This window comes from Saccharopolyspora sp. NPDC050642 (assembly GCF_040654735.1).
GTDB classification, from domain to species: Bacteria; Actinomycetota; Actinomycetes; order Mycobacteriales; family Pseudonocardiaceae; genus Saccharopolyspora; species Saccharopolyspora elongata.
In genome coordinates this window covers 727,865-744,714 of sequence record NZ_JBFAIN010000001.1, presented here as the reverse complement: position 1 = coordinate 744,714, position 16,850 = coordinate 727,865, and the positions used below count along the sequence as shown (strand labels likewise).

Below are 16,850 nucleotides of genomic sequence, written 5' to 3'. Positions count from 1 at the left end.
GGCTTACCGCCCGTGCTTCGCCGGTCCTGGAACGGCCTCGAAGGGGTCGACGCCGGTGAGGTCCACGCTGGCGGCCCACACGCCTGCGGCGAGCGCGGCGTCGGCGAGCGGGCCCTGGACGGGTTCGCTGCGAGGCTCGCCGCGAAGCCCGAACATGCGAGGCCCCCACAGCTGGCCGCCGCGAGCGGATGGGTCCAGGACCGCTCGAACGGCGGGCCACGCGCCGGCTTCCTTGCCCTGCAAGGCGAGACCGGCGGGCAGCCCCCGCAGCCGCTGACCGGTGGTCCGGATGTGGACGGGCGGCCGGGAGGGGGTGAGGGAGTCGAGCGCGCCACCGGGGTGGTTCACCACGCTCAGCGCGGCCCCGCCAGCGGCGTGCAGGCGGCGGTCGAGCTCGAAGCCGAACAACATCTGCGCGAGCTTCGACCGCGCGTAGGCGCGTTTGGGCTCGTAGTCCCGCGTGCTCTGCAGGTCGGCGAGGTCCAGGCTCGCCGACTTCGCCACGAAGCTACCGGTGGTGACCACGCGGCCCGCGCGCGCGGCGAGCAGCTGCGCCAGGTGGCCGACCAGCAGGAAGTGTCCGAGGTGGTTGGTGGCGAACGTCAGCTCGTGGCCGTCCCCGGTCTCCTGGCGCTGCGGCCCGTCCAGCAGCACCCCGGCGTTGCAGACGATCGCGTCGAGTCCGTCCGCGTCCAGCTCGTCCGCGACGGACTTGATCGAGGAGAGGTCGGAGAGGTCCAGGCGGAGGTGGCGCACGCGCGCATCGGGGATCCGGGAGCGGATCGATGCCATCGCGGCGTTCGCCTTGGTGCTGCTGCGGCTCCCGAGGACGACGGTCGCCCCGGTGCCGGCCAGCTGCTCGGCGGCGAAGTAGCCGATCCCCGCGTTTCCGCCGGTCACCAGGAAGGTCTTCCCGTCGGCGCGCGGTGGCCGGCGGACGTTCCACGGCGCGGTCTGGGCGGTGGGCGGCATGGCGGCTCCGGTGGGCTCGGTTTCGGGGCGCGGTGCGGCGCCCCGCCCAAGTAAATCGAAGTCGTTCCGACTTTGCAATGACTTCGATTTTGGAGTCGCTCCTGCTCGCCGGTAGCATCGCGGCATGGCACAGACTCCGGCGCGGGTGTCCGACCGGCGTGAACGCAAGAAGGCCGCCACCCGCCAGGCGCTCTCGGCGGCCGCGCGCCGGCTGTTCCTGGAACGGGGCTTCGACCAGGTCACCGTCGCCGAGATCGCCGACACCGCGGACACGGCGGTGTCGACGCTGTTCGCGCACTTCCCCGGCGGGAAGGAGGCGCTGGTCCTCGGCGACGCCGGAGAACGCGAGGCGGCCCTGGCGGCGGCCGTTCGCAACCGCCCGGAGGGCGGTTCGGTCCTGGATGCCCTGCGCGATTTCCTCGCCACGCGAGGCCCTTTCGCCCCCGACCCCGGACCCGAGGCCCGGCGCGTCGCCGAACTCGTGGTAGCCACCCCGGCTCTGCGCGCCTACGCCCGGACGTTGTGGACGAGCTGCGAAGCCGCGCTGGCCCGCGTCATCGCCGAGGAAACCGGCCGCGACGCAGACGACCTCGCCCTGCGCCTGCTGGCCCGCTACGTCCTGGAAATCCCCGATCTCGCGGGCACTGAACCCGACCCGCGAGCGGCCCTGGACATCGCGTTCTCCCACCTCGCGCGCGGCTGGCCCGACCTGCCCTGAGCCGAACCACGGCGACAGCCAGGCCGATTTCCCTGCGTTCCCCTGGTTTTCGCACGCCTTGGTCTCTTGTGGACGGGGTCTCGTTCACAAGCTGATGATCTTGCGTCCTCGACATCAAAGGGGCGTCTCGGAAAGGCTTCGGGCAAGCTCGTCCCGAAGACGTCCGGACGCCTGGCACCGGTGGCGATTTCGCGCGAAAGCAGCGCCCTGCACCCCAAGCGGCCACGTTGCGTTGCCCGCACCCCAATACCGGAGCGGCCTCCAAAGGCGGTGCGGGCGGTGGGAGGCGAGCGCGTCGCGGATTATCGGCTCTGGCTATAAGCGTGACTCGGGATTCGGTCTTGTTGGTGCCGCGGATCACCGGTGGAGTTGTTGCGGCGCAGCGCTTGTCAACGAGGTCAAGGCCGTGACGGAGGGTCACATGGCATCAGCCGAAATCGGGACGCCGGTGGTGTCACCGGCGCTCCCACGCCCGGACCGCAAGGCCTGGGGCATCGTCATCCTGCTCTTCGCCTTCTTCACGCTGAACTTCGCGGACAAGGCGGCGGTGGGGTTGGCGGCGCAGCAGATCCGCCACGACCTCGGCCTGACCGCCGGGGACTTCGGCCTGGTCGGCAGCGCGTTCTTCTGGTTGTTCGCCGTCGGCGCGGTGGGGTTGTCCGCCGCCATGCGCTGGATCTCCGCGAAGTGGGCGGCGGCCATCCTGATGTTCACCTGGATCGCCAGCATGCTGCCGCTCGCGGTGCCCACGACGTTCGGGGTGCTGCTGGTTTCCCGGATCGTGCTGGGCTTCTTCGAGGGACCGGCGCACGCCCTGTGCCAGAGCGTCGTCGCCGACCGGTTCCCGAAGGAGAAGCGCGCGTTCGCCGGGTCGATCGTGAACGCGGGGTCCTCGGTCGGCCCGCTGATCTCCGCGCCGTTGCTGACGTGGGTGATCGTCTCGTACTCCTGGCACGCCGCGTTCCTCGTGCTGATCGCGGTCGGCGTCGTCTGGCTGGTCGTCTGGCTGTGCTACGTCGAGCGGCAGCCGTTGCGGAAGTGCCCGGCGACCGCGGTGGCGGAGGCGGACCCGAACGGGCACATCGACGTGCCGTTCCTCCGGCTGCTGCGGCTGCCCAGCTTCTGGGGGCTCAGCCTGCTGTCGTTCGCGGGTTACCTCATCACCTCGCTGAAGGTCTCGTGGCTGCCCGCGTTCCTCGGCGAAGGCCTCGGCTACGCGCCGACCACCGTCGGATGGCTGGTCACCGCGCCCTACGCCACGGCGGTCGTCGTCCTCGTCGCCAGCGGATACCTGTCGGGCCGGCTCCTCGCGCGGGGCTGGAGCTCCCGGGCCGCGCGCGGTCACCTCAGCGGCGCGCTGATCGTCTTCGCCGGGCTGAGCATGATCGCGTTCGCGCTGGTCGGGCCGGGAACGCTCCAGCTGGTGCTGGTGATCTGCACCTTCTCCATCAACAGCGTCGCGTTCTCGGTCGCCTTCGCGGGCGCCTCCGACTTCCTGCCGCAGCGCCAGCGGACCGCGTTCTTCGGATGCGTGATCGGGTTCTACAGCATCGCGGGAATCGTCGCCCCCTACGCGCTGGGGCTCATCGTCCAAGCCGGACCGACGCCGTCCGAGGGCTATTCGAACGGGTTCCTCGTCGTCGGCATCGCCATCTGCGCGTGCGCCGTGATCGGCGCGCGGCTGCTGGACCCCGAGGCCGCCCGCCGAACCCTGGAGGCCGAGACCGCGATGAGGAGGGCTTCGTGATGGAGGCACCGCTGACCGGGATCCGGGTGGTGGACCTGGGCCAGTACATCGCCGCTCCCGGGGCCGGTCAGCAGCTGGCCGACTTGGGCGCCGAGGTGATCAAGGTGGAGAGCCCCACCGGCGACCAGGCGCGATCCGTCGGCTCGTTCGGCCAAGCGATGCTGCACGCGAACAACCGCGGCAAGCGCAGCATCGCGGTCGACCTGCGGCATCCCGAGGGGTTTCGAGTCCTCGACGAGCTGTGCGCGGGATCGGACGTGCTGCTGCACAACTTCCGGCACGGCTCGGCCGAACGCCTCGGCATCGGGCCGGAGCGGACGCGTTCGCGCCACCCGCACCTCGTCTACGGGTTCGTCACCGGATTCGGAACCCGCGGCCCCTCGGCGGGGCGAGCGGGACTGGACATCGCGGCCCAGGCCGAGTTCGGGATCATGCACACCACCGGCGATGCCGACGGCGAACCGCAGCGCGTCGGCTTCACCGTCGCCGACGTGCTGGCCGCGAACGCGCTGGCGGCCGGGGTGCTCGCCGCGCTGGTCCGGCGCGGCCGGACCGGGAACGGCGCGGTCGTCGAGACCTCGCTGATGGAAGCGGTGGTGGCGGCCCAAGCGGCGCAGTGGACGGGCTACCGCCTCACCGGCGAGGCGCCCCGGCGGACGGGCAACGGCCAGCCCGCGGTGGCGCCCGCCGCGGATCTCGTGCAGACCGTCGACGGCGCCGTCGTGGTCTCCGCCTACACCGCGACCAAGTGGGCCGCGCTGTGCTCGGCGATCGACAGGCCGGAGCTCACGACCGACCCGCGCTTCGCGGACAACGGTTCGAGGGTCGCGAACCGGTTGGCGCTGAAGGAAGTCCTGAGCTCCGCGCTCGGCCACCTCACCCGCGCCGAGGCCATCGCACTGCTGGCCTCGCGGGGGATCGTGTGCGGCTCGGTGCGGTCGTTCGACGAGCTCGTGAAGGACGCCGACCTCGCCGCATCGGGCCTGGTCGTCGAGCTGGACGAGCTCGGGATCGACGCCCCGGCCGCGCCCTTCCGGGTCGACGGGGCGGCCCGCGGCCGGACGTCGGCCGCGCCCCGGCTGGGCGCCCACACCCGCGACGTGCTGCGCGAACTCGGGCGCAGCGAGGACGAGATCGACCGGCTGGCCGACGACGGCGTCGTCGCCCTGCCGGAGCAACCGCGACCAGGGATGGAGAAACGATGACCCGCGCCGCCGGCATGGCCGACTTCGACGCGTACTTGCGCACGATCGCCGCGTTCACCGACGACGAGCTGATCCCCGCCGAGGCCGAAATGGTCGCCGCGGGGCAGGTTCCGGATGCGATCGTGCGGCGCATGGCCGAGCTCGGGCTGTTCGGCATCTCGATCCCGCCCGCCTACGGCGGGCTCGGCTGGACCATGGAGCAGCAGGTGCTGCTGACGCTCGAGTTCACCAGGGCGTCGTGCGTGTACCGGTCCCGCTTCTCGACCGTGATCGGGCTCTGCTCGCAGGCGATCCTCGACCACGGCACGGAGGACCAGCGCCGCGAGATGCTGCCGGAGATGGCGGCCGGCCGGCAGGTGACCTCGTTCGCGCTGACCGAACCGGAGGCCGGTTCCGACGCGACCAACGTGCAGACCGTTGCCCGGCGCACCGGCGACGGCTGGGTCCTGGACGGGTCGAAGCGCTACATCACCAACGCCCACTGGGCGGACACGCTCCTCGTCTTCGCGCGCACCGACGGCGCCGAAAGCCCTGAAGTGTCCGCGTTCATCGTGGACCGGACCGCGCCCGGCGTGTCGACCCGGATCCCGGACCTCATGAACGGCCACGCCGAGGGCCCCGTCGCCGAGATCGACCTGAAGTCGGTGGTCGTCGCCGAGGACCGGCTACTCGGCGGGGTGCCCGGCACCGGGCTCGCGGCCGCGATGCGCGGGATCAACCACGCCCGGCTCCACGTCGCCGCGACCTGCGTCGGCCAGGCGACCCGGATGCTGGAGGAGGCCACCCGCCACGTCAGCGAGCGGCACCAGTTCGGCGCCCCGCTCGCCGATCTCGGCGTCGTGCAGGCCGAACTGGGCCGGTGCTACTCGGAGATGGAGGCCGGGCGGGCCCTCGCCCTGGACGCCGCCCGCGCGTTCGACGCCGGATCCGTTCCCCGGCAGCGGATTTCGGCGGCGAAGCTGTACTGCTCGGAGATGGTCGGCAGGGTCGCGGACCGGTGCGTGCAGCTGCTCGGCGGGGAGGGCATCGTCGGGCCGCACCCGGTGCCCCGGATGTGGCGCGACGTCCGCACCCTGCGCATCTACGAGGGCGCCTCCGCGATCCACGAGCGGAACCTGGGCCGCGCGATGATCCGGTCGGTCGCGGCGGACGGGGTGCTGCCGGACAGCTACCGCGTACGTTAGGGCTCGTCATCGGGAGCGCGCCGGCCCCGGACGATCGGAGGAGGGACGATGGAGCTGCGCCAGATCGAGTACTTCCTGGCCGTGGTCGAGCACGAGGGCCTGAACCGGGCCGCGCAGCGCCTCTACGTCTCCCAGCCGGCGCTCTCCCAGGCGATCCAGTCGCTCGAACGCGAGCTCGGCGTGGAGCTGTTCCAGCGCGTGGGGCGGCGCAGCCTCGTGCTGACCCCGGCGGGGACGCTGCTGGTCCCGAAGGCGCGGGCGATCCTCGACGGCGTCGTGGCCGCCCGGGACGCGATGAGCCGGGCCCGGGATCTCAAGGCGGGCTCCGTTTCCATCGGCACGATGCCGGAGATGTCCAGCGACGCGGTCGCCTCCTGGATCACCTCGTTCCGGGCCCGGCACCCGGACGTGCGGCTGGACATCGCCGAGGCCGCCGGCGTCCGGGCGCTGTGCGGCGAGGTCGTCGCCGGCCGGTACGAGCTCGGGTTCACCACTCGGCCCGTCCCGACCGAGAGCCTGGACTTCGTCGAGCTCGGCGTGCAGCGGCTGCTGCTGGTGATGCCGCCGGGCTCGCCGGCACCGCCGACCGGGCGGCTGCCGCTCGACGCCCTCGGCGACCTGCCGCTGACGATCTGTTCGCTCGCGCAGCGCGAGAACGACCGGGTCGCGACGGCGCTGCGGGATGTGGGGGTGGAGCCGCGGCTGATCGCGGGCATGCCCAATCGCCACGCGCAGCTCACGCTCGTCCTCGGCGGCGGCGTGCACGCCTTCCTCCCGCTGCGGATGGCCGTTCAGGCGCGGCGGCTCGGTGCCGTCGTGATCGAAACCGATCCGCTGGTGTCGGTGCCCTTCGGCGTGGTCCACCGGCGCGCCGCGTTGAGCCCGGCGGCGGAGGAGGTGGTCAGCCAGTGCAAGGCCACCCTCGACACCTGGTACGCCGCCATCGCCGACCTCCAGGCCGAAGGGGCGAGCCTGATCGACGCGGCCGACGCCGCCTACGACGACGTGCACCGCCCGATGAATCCGGGCGGCTAGTGGGGCCGTTTCAGAATGGTTCCGCCCGGCTGATCCCGAAGGCGCCTTGAGCCCAAATCGCACACCATTCTGAAACGACCCCCTGCGCCGAGTTCGGCCGAACTTCCCGGAAAACGCGCTCCGATCACTCGGAGGCCGGTCCGGAGGGCACGTGGGGCGCAGCCTTCCGGGCGAGGGGCGGCAATCGCCGAACTCGTGATCACGCACATCTGTCCTATATAGACAGCTGGTCGGGCTGATCCGGACGAGGAGGAATCCGGGAGAACGTCGGCTTCGCCCACGAGGCCGGCGTTCTCCAGCGTCGCGTATCAGGCGATCGGAAGGGAGTCCTCGGTTGTCCTTTCCCGCGGTGCACCGTTGCCGGAGGGGGCGGCTCCGCGGCGGTTGCGCAGCATGGTGAGCGCGATGATCGCGCTGACCACGGTGAGGGCGGCGCAGGCGAGGCCGATCGTGTTGAGCCCGCTGGTGTACGCCGCCTTGGCGGCGGCCATCAAGTCCTCGGCGGCCTTGGCGGGCAGCTCCCGGGCAGCGGTGATGGCGTCCTCCAAGCTCACCCTGGCGGTGTCGGCCGGGATTCCGGCGGGCGGCACGATCGAGTCGCGGTAGACGGCGGCGCCGAGGCTGCCGAGCGTGGCGATGCCGAGCGCGTTGCCCAGGTCGCCGCTGATGGAGGAGAGGCCCGCCGCGGAGCCGCCTCGCTCGGGCGGGACGGACCCGACGACCAGGTTGGTGCCGAGCGATCCGAAGGTGCCGACGCCGATGAAGATGATCACGAATCCGGTCATCAGCAGCGGCATCCCGCCGACCGGGTCGACGAAGACGAGCATCAGGTAGCCGGCCGTGCCGATCAGCAGGGCCACCCCGATCACGGTGCTGAGCTGGAAGTGCTTGGCGAAGATCGGCGCCACCTGCGCGGCGATGATCGAGGCGATGGCCGCGGGCAGCATCCACAGACCGGCCGCCATCGGCGAGAGGCCCTCGACCATCTGGAGGAATCCGGTGATGAAGAGGTAGCCGCCTCCGGTGCCGAGCATCGAGACCATCAGGATCAGCAGCGCGGCCGTGAACGCGCCGACCCTGAAGAGCTTCAGGTCGAGCAGCGGGTGGGCGAGCTTGCCCTGCCGCGACACGAAAGCCGCGCCGACGGCCAGGCCGACGACGATCGCGACGACCGGCACCGGCGCGAAGCCGTAGCGCGCGAGCTCCTTCAGCCCGTAGATGATCGACAGGATCGACACCAGCGACAGCAGCACGCTCAGCAGGTCGATCCGGCCGGCATCGGGGTCCTTGTACTCCGGCAGCACGAGCGGGGCGGCGATCAGCAGCACCACCATGACGGGAACGCCGAGCAGGAACACCGAGCCCCACCAGAAGAACTCCAGCAGTGCGCCGCCGACGACCGGGCCGAGCGCCGTGCCTCCCATGAAGCAGCTGGCCCACACCGCGATGGCGCGACCGCGCTGGTGCGGGTCGTGGAACATGTTGCTGATGAGGGCGAGGGTGGACGGCATCAGCGTCGCGGCGGCGATGCCGAGCAGGGCTCGGGTGATGATCAGGGCCTCCGCGCTGGTGGAGCAGGCGGCGGCCACCGAGGTGATGCCGACGGCGAAGGCGCCGATCATCAGCAGCTTGCGGCGGCCGATCCGGTCGCCGAGGGTGCCCATGGTGATTAGGAAGCCGGCGATCAGGAAGCCGTAGACGTCCATGATCCACAGCGTCTGCGTGCCGGTGGGCCGCAGCCCTTCGGCGAGGTGGGGAAGTGCCAGGTACAGCACGCTCTGGTCGAGGGAGATCAGCAGGGTGGGCAGGGCGAGCACGGCGAGCCCCAGCCACTCCCGGGGCCCGGCCTTCCGGACAGGGGCCTCGGGGGCGTTGGATGGCATGGTCTTCCTTCCTCGTAGCTTGAACCGGTGTCGTGGCGTGCGCGCGAACGAGGCGGCGTCCCGGCCGGGATCGATCGGGACGCTATGACCTCGACTTAACTTCAGGTCAAATCGCTGCGTTCGATTCGCCTGGCCAGTTCTGCCAGGAGGTCGACCAGGAGGTTCCGGGTGAATTCGTCGGTCAGGATGCCGTTTTCGTCGAACCGCTCGTGGGCGCGGAAGACGAGAACCTCCGGTTTGGCGAGCACATCGGCGCCGATGCTGCCGAGGATCTGGCGCAGGGCCAGCTGGGCGCGAACGGTTCCCAGCGCACCAGGCGAGGCGCCGACCACGGCGACCGGCTTGCCGCTCATGCCCGCCCCGTCGGGCATGCGGCTCATCCAGTCGATCGCGTTCTTCAGCGCGGCAGGGATCGACGCGTTGTGCTCCGGGGTCGCGATCAGCAGTCCGTCGGCCTGCGAGACGTACTGGTGCAGGTCGTGCACCGCGGCCGGCAGCGGGCCTTGTTCCAGGTCCTGGTCGTACAGCGGCAGATCGCCGAGGCCGTAGACCTGAATGGACATCGGGCCGGGGTTGAACTTGCCGGCCGCGCGCAGCAGCGCGGTGTTGTAGGAGTCGGCGCGCAGGCTCCCGGAGAGGGCGAGAACGCGGTATTCCTTTGCCGGTGCGGTCATTTCGAGCTCCTGTTCATCGATTGGCCCACGACGAGCGCGACGAGGGCGATGGTGAATCCGGTGATCTGCCAGGGGGTGAGGGTCTGGCCGAGGAAGACGAATCCGGCCAGCGTGGCGACGAGCGGGTTCGCGGTCGACAGCAGCGATGTCGAGGTGGGCGCGAGGCGTTGCACGCCGCGGAACCACAGCGTGTAGGCGAGCGCGGTTCCGACGAGCCCGACGTAGGCGAAGCCGATCAGGTTCGCGGCGGTGAACGTCGTCGGCAGCCCTTCGATCACGAGCGTCAGCGGCGTGAGCACCAGCCCGCCGATGGTGAGTTGCCAGCCGGTCATGGTCAGCGCCGGAACCGGTGAACCCCACTTCTTGCCGAGCACGATCGCCAAGCCCATCAGCGAGGTCGCCGCGAGCATGGCGGCGATGCCGACCGGGTCCGGCATGGTCGCGGCTGTAGTGGTCATCAGTGCGACACCGGCCGCGACCGCGACGCACGCGAACAGCACTGCGCGCGGAGTGCGGATCTTCAGCAGCGGGACCGCCAGCGCCGCGACGATGAGCGGCTGCAGCGCTCCGAAGGTGGCGGCGAGCCCGCCGGGCAGCCGGTAGACGGCCACGAACAGCAGCGGGAAGAACGCGCCGACGTTGAGCATCCCGAGCGCCGTCGTCTTCCACCACCACGCCCCCTGCGGCAGCGTCCGGGTGAACGCCAGGATGAGCAGGCCCGCGGGCAGTGCACGCGCGGCCGCGGCCAGCAACGGACGATCCGGCGGCAGCAGCAGAGTGGTTGCGACGTAGACGGTTCCGAAGCTCACGGGCGCAATCGCGGTGAGCAGCGCGTCGCGCAGCGGCGTTGGTTCGCGGATGCGCGCCTCCGGCGCCAGGTCTGCGGCGGCGACCATGTCACTGCCTCCTCCATCGGGTAATCTCGACGTCGAGATAAAACCAGGAGGACAATCTCGATGTCAAGTCTCTCGACATCGAGTTATTGAGGAGTGGCTGTGGCCGACACCGTCGACATGATCATGGATCTCTGGCGTGACGAAGCGCCGGAGCTGGCAGAGGACCTGTGGCCCGTGGCGATCGTGGGGCGAGTGCAACGACTCGCCCGCATCCTCGACCGCGCTTTGAAGGACTTCTACGCCGAGCACGGTCTCGAGGTGTGGGAGTTCGACGTCCTCACCACCCTGCGCCGGTCCGGTCCGCCCTACGAACTGACCCCCGGAGCGCTGCTCGAGGCGGCGATGATCACCTCGAGCACGGTCACCAACCGCATCGACCGCATGGAAGCGAAAGACCTCGTCGAACGCGTCCGGGACCCCGACGACCGCCGCTCGGTGCGCGTTCGCCTGACCGCGCACGGAATCGAGGTCGTCGACCGCGTCTTCCGGCTCCACCTGGCCAACGAGGCGCGGCTGCTCCCGGATTTCGAACCCGCCGACTACCAACACCTCACCGGCGAACTCCGCCGCCTGCTCGAGCACTTCGGAGACCGGCTCGACCGCGGCCGGGCCACTGGCAAACCGGCCGAAAACGCCTGAGTCCCGTCTCCGGCGAACCTCGGGGCTCGCTTCGGGGCTGCCCGGTGAAGATGTCTTTCTGGACGGTGGTCCCGCCGGAAGGGGTGCTGTCGCTGAGGAAGCAGGACACGACAGCGGAGCAGGTTGCCTATCGAGGCGCCTTGAGATGGTGGGGAGGGCCTGTCGTCCCGGCGGGCTCTCCCCGTGGGTTCGATCCCGTCGAGCGCGAGCCGTGGTGGCTTCGCTGCGCGTGCTCGTGCCGATGAAAGAAGGTTCGTTTTCTGCTTGACTTTCTTCCTCGGGTGTCCTTAAAGTAGCCGAGCTTCTGCTGCCGTCGATTGGAGAGGAACGTTGCTCATCTGAGGTCCTGAGACGCCGCGCGTCGCGCTCGTTCCCGAAGCGCCGACCCGGTCGCGACCTCTGCGATGTGAGCCGTTCCTCCGCCTCCGCTCCGACAACGGGCCGTGAGTCGGCGTTTCCCGCTTCGCCTGCTGTCGCTCGCGGCGTCTCGAACGCGTTGCACCCACATCGCTACTTCGAGCAACTGCGAGGCCCTCATGTCTACTTCCACGCACCTGCCCGGCATCGCCGCCATCACCTGCACCGAGCTCGGCTACTCCTGGCCGGACGGCAGCCGGGTCTTCGACGGGCTGCAGGCGGCGTTCGGGCCCGGCCGCACCGGCCTCATCGGGCTCAACGGGTCGGGCAAGTCCACCCTGCTGAAGCTGGTGGCGGGCGAGCTCGCGCCGACCGCCGGCGCGGTCCGCGTGTCCGGCGATGTCGGCTACCTGCCGCAGAACGTCGCGCTGGACACCAGGATGCGCGTCGACGAGGCCCTCGGCATAGCCGGGATCCGCGCCGCGCTCAACGCCATCGCCGCCGGTGACGTGCGCGAGGAGCACTTCGCCACGATCGGCGACGACTGGGACGTCGAGGAGCGCGCCGCGGCCATGCTCGCCGGTCTCGGGCTGGGACACATCGGGCTCGGCCGCACCATCGGCGAGGTCTCCGGCGGTGAGTCGGTGCTGCTGCGGCTCGCCGCGCTGCTGCTGACGCGGCCGGACGTCCTGCTGCTCGACGAGCCGACCAACAACCTCGACCTGCACGCCAGGAGGCGGCTGTACGAGGCGGTCGAGAACTGGTCGGGCGTGCTGGTCGTGGTCAGCCACGACCGCGAACTGCTGCAGCGGGTGGACCAGATCGCCGACCTCAGGGACGGTGAGATCGGTTGGTACGGCGGCAACCTCGCCGCTTACGAGGAGGCGCTCGCCGTCGAGCAGGAGGCGGCACAGCGGATGGTCCGCGTCGCCGAGACCGATCTGCGGAGGCAGAAGCGCGAACTCGCCGACGCGCACATCAAGCTGGCCCGCCGGAAGCGGTACGGCCAGAAGATGTGGGACACCAAGCGCGAGCCGAAGGTCGTGATGAGCGAGCGCAAGCGGCAGGCCCAGGTCTCCGCCGGCAAGCACCGCATCATGCACGAGGAGAAGCTCGCCGAGGCGAAGGAGCGGCTCGACGAGGCGGTGGAGGCGGTGCGCGACGACGACGAGATCCGGGTCGATCTGCCGCACACGGCGGTGCCGCTCGGCCGAACCGTCTTGACCCTGCGCGACCTGCGCCTGCGCTACGGGGCGCGGGTGCGGGGCGAGTTCGACCTGCGCGGGCCCGAACGGGTCGCGCTGTTGGGCCGGAACGGTTCGGGCAAGACGACGCTGCTGCGCACCATCGCCGGGGAACTGGAACCGCTGGAGGGGGAGGCCACCGCGCACGTGCCGCTGCGCTTCCTGCCCCAGCGGCTCGACGTCCTGGAGGAGGAGCTGAGCGTCGCCGAGAACGTGGCGCGGTTCGCGCCGGGTTCGACCAACAACGAGATCCGGGCCCGCCTGGCCCGCTTCCTCTTCAAGGGGGCGCGGGCCGACCAGCAGGCGGCAACGCTGTCCGGTGGTGAGCGCTTCCGCGCGGCCCTCGCCGCGCTGATGCTCGCCGAACCGGCGCCGCAGCTGCTCATGCTGGACGAACCGACGAACAATCTCGACATGGCCAGCGCACGTCAGCTGGTCGCGGCGCTGAGGTCCTACGAAGGGGCGCTGATCGTGGCAAGCCACGACATGCCGTTCCTCGAATCGATCGGCATCACCCGGTGGGTCCTGCTCGGCGAGGAGTTGCGCACGATCCGGGAACCGGCCACGGCCTGAATCACGTCGTAGCCAAACTGTCCCTTGTAGACAAAAGGAGGGGTGGCGGGTCCGCCGGGACCTGCCACCCCTCCGCGCTTCCCGGCCTCAGTACTCGACGACCTGGCGCACCTCGACGCTGCCGTAGCGGCCGGTGGGGATCTGCTCGGCCCACTTGGTCGCCGCGTCGAGGTCGGCGACCTCGATGACGTACCGGCCAGGTATTCGCCCGCGCGGTGCTCGATGCCGTCGGTGGTGGCCGCGGCGTCGTCCCGGACGGTCACGGTGCGGGCGGCCTCGGCGGGGTGGAAGCCGGCCTCGTACACGAAGACGCTGGCGTCGCGGACCTGCTTGTCGAGCGCCAGCCAGTCGTCGATCTAGCCGTCGGTCGGGCCGGTCTTGGTGTGGTCGTACTGGTAGAGCAGGGCGAACTTCATGGCGATCTCTCCTGTGACTGCGTCAGCCGGTGCACCGGACGCGTGATCGGCCGCGGTTTCGATGTCTTGGCTTGCTTGCCGGACCAAGCTATGGCGGCGGTAGTGCCCGGGGCATCGGACGACTTGCTGGCGTTCGCCGCATGACTCGACGTGCCCGGCGGACGTGCGCAAGCAATCGGACCGGCGGTCAGTGCTGCAGGTCGAGCTGCGCGAGTTCGATCCTGTGGGAAATGCCCAGCTTCACGCGATCCGAGCCGCGGCCCAGGCGATCAAGGCCGCGCGCCGCACCGTCGTCGTCAGCTCCGGAAGCGGCACCGGGCCCGCCCACGTCCTCGGCTACCTCGGCACCATCATGGGCTGCGACATCCAGCTCGCGCTCGGCTCGTCGACCGGCCAGGCCGCGCAGGTCGCCCGGCTGCAGGAGGGCGACTGCCTGGTGGTCCTCAACATCTGGCGCCTGACCCGCGCGATCCGCGGCCTGGCCCGGGTCGGCCGGGAACGCGGCGCGACCGTCTGCGTCCTCACCGACCTGCGTTCCTCGCCGCTGGCCGACGACGCGCACCACCTGATCGCCACGCCGATCGAGGGCATCCAGGCGGGCCCGTCCCTCACCGCCATGGTCGCGGCGGTGCAGGCGATCCTCGCCGAGATGGCGGACGACGACTCCGCGCGCGTCCGGAGACGTCCAGAAGGTGTGGAGCGACCTCGACCTCATGGACGACCAGCCCTAGGGCGTGTCTTCCGCATCGCCCCGTCTCATCGACCCACGTGGCGATGACATCCGGGGTCTCGGTGAACGGCACGCGCCACTATGGTGGACCCATGGCGTCGATCAAGAAGTTCCAAGTCACCTTCGACTGCGCAGAACCTGAGCGCGTCGCTCGTTTCTGGTGCGAGGTGTTGGGGTACGTCGTGCCGCCGCCACCGGAGGGGTTCGCCACTTGGGCCGATTACGATCGCACGCTGCCGCCTGAGAAACAGGGTTCGGCGTTCGTCTGCATGGATCCCTCAGGTGAGGGCCCGCGAATGTACTTCCAGCGCGTTCCCGAAGGCAAGGTCGTCAAGAATCGGGTGCACCTCTGCGTGCGGGCCGGCACCGGGCTCGTGGGTGAAGAGCGCCTCGCCACGCTCGAGGCCGAGTGCGCACGACTGGTCGCGCTTGGCGCGGTACGCGTGCGACTGCTGCTCGCCGATGAAGACAACGAGTCGTGCATCGTGATGCAGGACATCGAGGGCAACGAGTTCTGCCTCGACTGAGGGGCCGCGAACGTGTCCTCGTTCTGCCCCCCGCGGGCCAGGACGAAGAACTGCTCTGGGCGCACGTCGTCGGCGGTTGGGAAGTGCCGTGCGTGGAACCATCCGCTCCTGCGCCAGAATCGGAGTCCGGTGTGACACGCCACCAATGCTGCGGGCCGGAGGAACCGATGACGAGCGAGCTGACCGCGTACGAGACGACGTGGCTTGGTGTGCTGGAAGAATTGCGCAGTTGCCCGGGGATCAGGTTGGAAAGCGCCGATCAGGGGCAGTTGGACGACGCGGACGCCGACCGGGCGTTCGGTGAACTCGCCGACCGGGACGGCATCGCGCTGGACCCGTCGCTGAAGCCCTACCACCTGCGGTTCTCCGGCCTTGCGGCGGTGTGGGACGTGCCCGATCCCGACCCCGACTACGACGAAGACTGCCTCATCGCCGGGGAGTTCTACCTGGACAACATCCACCGGGCGGTCCAGTCGGGTCCGCTGGTGGAGCGCTTGTACGACCCCACGCCCGAGGAGCTGCAGCTGTACTCCGGGTTCCGCAGCTTCGACGGAACCCCGTATGCCGGAGTCGGGCACCTGTCGATGTTGCGGATCCAGCCGGGCGTGGCCAACCCCGAGCTGTGGTTCGACGCGACGACCAAGGGCTACCGCCGGATGGACCTCGACTTCCCCGGCTACCTCGAGGCGTTGCGCATCACGAAGGGCACCTACGGGTGGCAGTTCCTGTTCACCGACGTCTCGCTGAACGACGACGGTGAGCACGGGGTCTCCGGGCGGTTCGTGGAGATCATGCTCGAGGTCTTCCCGACGTTGTTCCCCGATCACGACTACGCGCCGCTGCGCGCCCGGCTGGCCGAACGCCGCTGCGGTTTCCAGGCCTGATCGCCGCGTCCACGCTCACGGTCCAATCGATCTTGCCCTCGGCGTTCGCCTGCGCGAGCGGGGGCGTCGCGGTCTCGCTCCTGCCGTCCCGGTGCTTCTTTCGCGCTCGGTGGTCCTCAAAGGACGGATGGCTGCCCCGACACGGCTACCCTGACACGGCTACCCCGACACGGCTACCCCGACACGATTGCCCCGACACACCGGAGGCTGTGGACAACCCGGGGTACCTGTGGACAACTTCCGCAATTTCAATGGAAATCGGACCTTCGATTTCCATTGAAATTGCGGAACCCCGGTCAGGGGGCGGCGGCCGGCGCCTCGCGAGGAGCCTCGCGGCCGGAGGTTCGTGGCTGGGGGTTCGTGGTTGGAGGTTCGGCGATCATGTCCGTCGTGTCGCCCGGGTTCGGTCCTGGTGGCACTGTTCGAACTGCGGTCTCGGTCGGCGGTCGCCGGGGAAATTCTCTTAGCTCTGTTATTCTTAGTTCATCTTGTTCGTCGAGTTTCGGGTGGTGGGCGAAGGTGGTCCGACGCAACCGGTCCCGGCCGGACGCGGTCGACTTCATGCTGGCGGAGTGGCGGCGCGAGGTTCCGGACGTCGACGCATCCGGCATGGCCGTGTTCGGCCGCCTGCACCGCGCCTACCACCGCTACCAGGACCAGCTGAACCGGATCTTCCAGTCCTTCGACCTGACCATGGCCGGGTTCAGCATCCTCGCGTCGCTGCGCCGGGCGGGCAGCCCGTACCGGCGCACCGCGGGCGAGCTCGCCGACGCCGCGTTGGTGACCACGGGCGGCATCACCCAGCGCGTCGACAAGCTCGAGGCCGCCGGCCTGGTGCGGCGGGAACGCGACGCCGACGACCGGCGCACCGTTCACGTGCAGCTGACCGAGGAAGGCCTCGCCTTCACCGACAGGGTCAGCGAGGCCCACTTCGCCAACGAACGCGAGATGCTCAGCGGCCTGTCCGCCACGGAGCAGGAACGCCTCGCGGACCTGCTCAGCAGGCTCGAAGGCTCCCTCGACCACGCGGTGGCCAGGCGCGCCGGAGAGTGATCTTCCCGCGAGGGCCGGGAGATCACTCTCCGGCGCGCCTGCCGACCTCCGGACCCTCTGGGGCCCGAGGTCTCCGCAGTTTCAATTGAAACTGTCGACCTCCGGACCCTCCG

At 70.2% G+C, this 16,850-nt stretch carries 16 protein-coding genes; 11 read left to right on the top strand and 5 right to left on the bottom strand.

Going from position 1 to position 16,850, the window contains the following annotated elements:
• Window positions 1–3: 3 nt before the first annotated feature.
• Window positions 4–972 (bottom strand): SDR family NAD(P)-dependent oxidoreductase, encoded by a 969-nt coding sequence (locus AB0H93_RS03500; protein WP_358566720.1) that lies wholly within the window; start codon window positions 970–972, stop codon window positions 4–6.
• A gap of 124 nt (window positions 973–1,096) precedes the next feature.
• Between AB0H93_RS03500 and AB0H93_RS03495 the strand changes: the two genes are divergently transcribed.
• The 5 genes from AB0H93_RS03495 to AB0H93_RS03475 all read left to right on the top strand — a co-directional run bounded on the left by AB0H93_RS03495 (window position 1,097) and on the right by AB0H93_RS03475 (window position 6,861).
• The gene (locus AB0H93_RS03495; RefSeq protein ID WP_358566717.1) at window positions 1,097–1,690 is read left to right on the top strand and encodes a TetR family transcriptional regulator; all 594 of its coding nucleotides are present in this window, start codon (window positions 1,097–1,099) and stop codon (window positions 1,688–1,690) included.
• Window positions 1,691–2,111: 421 nt separating this feature from the next.
• Complete coding sequence (locus AB0H93_RS03490) at window positions 2,112–3,437, top strand: MFS transporter (RefSeq protein ID WP_358566715.1); 1,326 nt, start codon at window positions 2,112–2,114, stop codon at window positions 3,435–3,437.
• Window positions 3,437–4,642, top strand: coding sequence for a CoA transferase (locus tag AB0H93_RS03485; RefSeq protein ID WP_358566903.1), 1,206 nt, complete (start codon window positions 3,437–3,439; stop codon window positions 4,640–4,642). The genes AB0H93_RS03490 and AB0H93_RS03485 overlap by 1 nt, the downstream gene beginning before the upstream one ends.
• On the top strand, window positions 4,639–5,826 hold the full coding sequence (locus tag AB0H93_RS03480; RefSeq protein WP_358566714.1) for an acyl-CoA dehydrogenase family protein: 1,188 nt from the start codon (window positions 4,639–4,641) through the stop codon (window positions 5,824–5,826). The genes AB0H93_RS03485 and AB0H93_RS03480 overlap by 4 nt, the downstream gene beginning before the upstream one ends.
• Window positions 5,827–5,874: 48 nt before the next feature.
• Window positions 5,875–6,861 (top strand): LysR family transcriptional regulator, encoded by a 987-nt coding sequence (locus tag AB0H93_RS03475; RefSeq protein WP_358566711.1) that lies wholly within the window; start codon window positions 5,875–5,877, stop codon window positions 6,859–6,861.
• 308 nt (window positions 6,862–7,169) lie between these two features.
• Here AB0H93_RS03475 and AB0H93_RS03470 read toward each other — a convergent pair whose 3' ends face one another.
• The 3 genes from AB0H93_RS03470 to AB0H93_RS03460 all read right to left on the bottom strand — a co-directional run bounded on the left by AB0H93_RS03470 (window position 7,170) and on the right by AB0H93_RS03460 (window position 10,314).
• Complete coding sequence (locus tag AB0H93_RS03470; protein WP_358566709.1) at window positions 7,170–8,744, bottom strand: MFS transporter; 1,575 nt, start codon at window positions 8,742–8,744, stop codon at window positions 7,170–7,172.
• A gap of 101 nt (window positions 8,745–8,845) precedes the next feature.
• Window positions 8,846–9,418 (bottom strand): NADPH-dependent FMN reductase, encoded by a 573-nt coding sequence (locus tag AB0H93_RS03465; RefSeq protein ID WP_358566707.1) that lies wholly within the window; start codon window positions 9,416–9,418, stop codon window positions 8,846–8,848.
• Window positions 9,415–10,314 (bottom strand): EamA family transporter, encoded by a 900-nt coding sequence (locus AB0H93_RS03460; RefSeq protein WP_358566705.1) that lies wholly within the window; start codon window positions 10,312–10,314, stop codon window positions 9,415–9,417. The genes AB0H93_RS03465 and AB0H93_RS03460 overlap by 4 nt, the downstream gene beginning before the upstream one ends.
• Window positions 10,315–10,413: 99 nt before the next feature.
• Between AB0H93_RS03460 and AB0H93_RS03455 the strand changes: the two genes are divergently transcribed.
• Complete coding sequence (locus AB0H93_RS03455) at window positions 10,414–10,953, top strand: MarR family transcriptional regulator (RefSeq protein WP_358566702.1); 540 nt, start codon at window positions 10,414–10,416, stop codon at window positions 10,951–10,953.
• A 536-nt stretch (window positions 10,954–11,489) separates the two neighbouring features.
• Entirely contained in the window at window positions 11,490–13,127 is a 1,638-nt protein-coding gene (locus AB0H93_RS03450; protein ID WP_358566699.1) for an ATP-binding cassette domain-containing protein, read from the top strand.
• Window positions 13,128–13,214: 87 nt separating this feature from the next.
• On the opposite strand, the gene AB0H93_RS03445 is transcribed toward AB0H93_RS03450, so the two are convergent.
• The gene (locus AB0H93_RS03445) at window positions 13,215–13,313 is read right to left on the bottom strand and encodes a YciI family protein (RefSeq protein ID WP_358566900.1); all 99 of its coding nucleotides are present in this window, start codon (window positions 13,311–13,313) and stop codon (window positions 13,215–13,217) included.
• 393 nt (window positions 13,314–13,706) lie between these two features.
• Here AB0H93_RS03445 and AB0H93_RS03440 point away from each other — a divergent pair, with 393 nt between their 5' ends.
• From AB0H93_RS03440 to AB0H93_RS03425, 4 genes are all read left to right on the top strand, one after another.
• Window positions 13,707–14,321 carry an SIS domain-containing protein gene (locus tag AB0H93_RS03440; protein ID WP_358566696.1) on the top strand — a complete coding sequence of 205 codons (615 nt, stop codon included), beginning with the start codon at window positions 13,707–13,709 and terminating at the stop codon, window positions 14,319–14,321.
• Window positions 14,322–14,365: 44 nt separating this feature from the next.
• On the top strand, window positions 14,366–14,800 hold the full coding sequence (locus AB0H93_RS03435) for a VOC family protein (protein WP_358566693.1): 435 nt from the start codon (window positions 14,366–14,368) through the stop codon (window positions 14,798–14,800).
• Between the two features lie 167 nt (window positions 14,801–14,967).
• Complete coding sequence (locus AB0H93_RS03430; protein WP_358566690.1) at window positions 14,968–15,684, top strand: hypothetical protein; 717 nt, start codon at window positions 14,968–14,970, stop codon at window positions 15,682–15,684.
• Window positions 15,685–16,203: 519 nt separating this feature from the next.
• Window positions 16,204–16,737 carry a MarR family transcriptional regulator gene (locus AB0H93_RS03425; RefSeq protein ID WP_235883588.1) on the top strand — a complete coding sequence of 178 codons (534 nt, stop codon included), beginning with the start codon at window positions 16,204–16,206 and terminating at the stop codon, window positions 16,735–16,737.
• The last annotated feature ends 113 nt before the right edge of the window (window positions 16,738–16,850 follow it).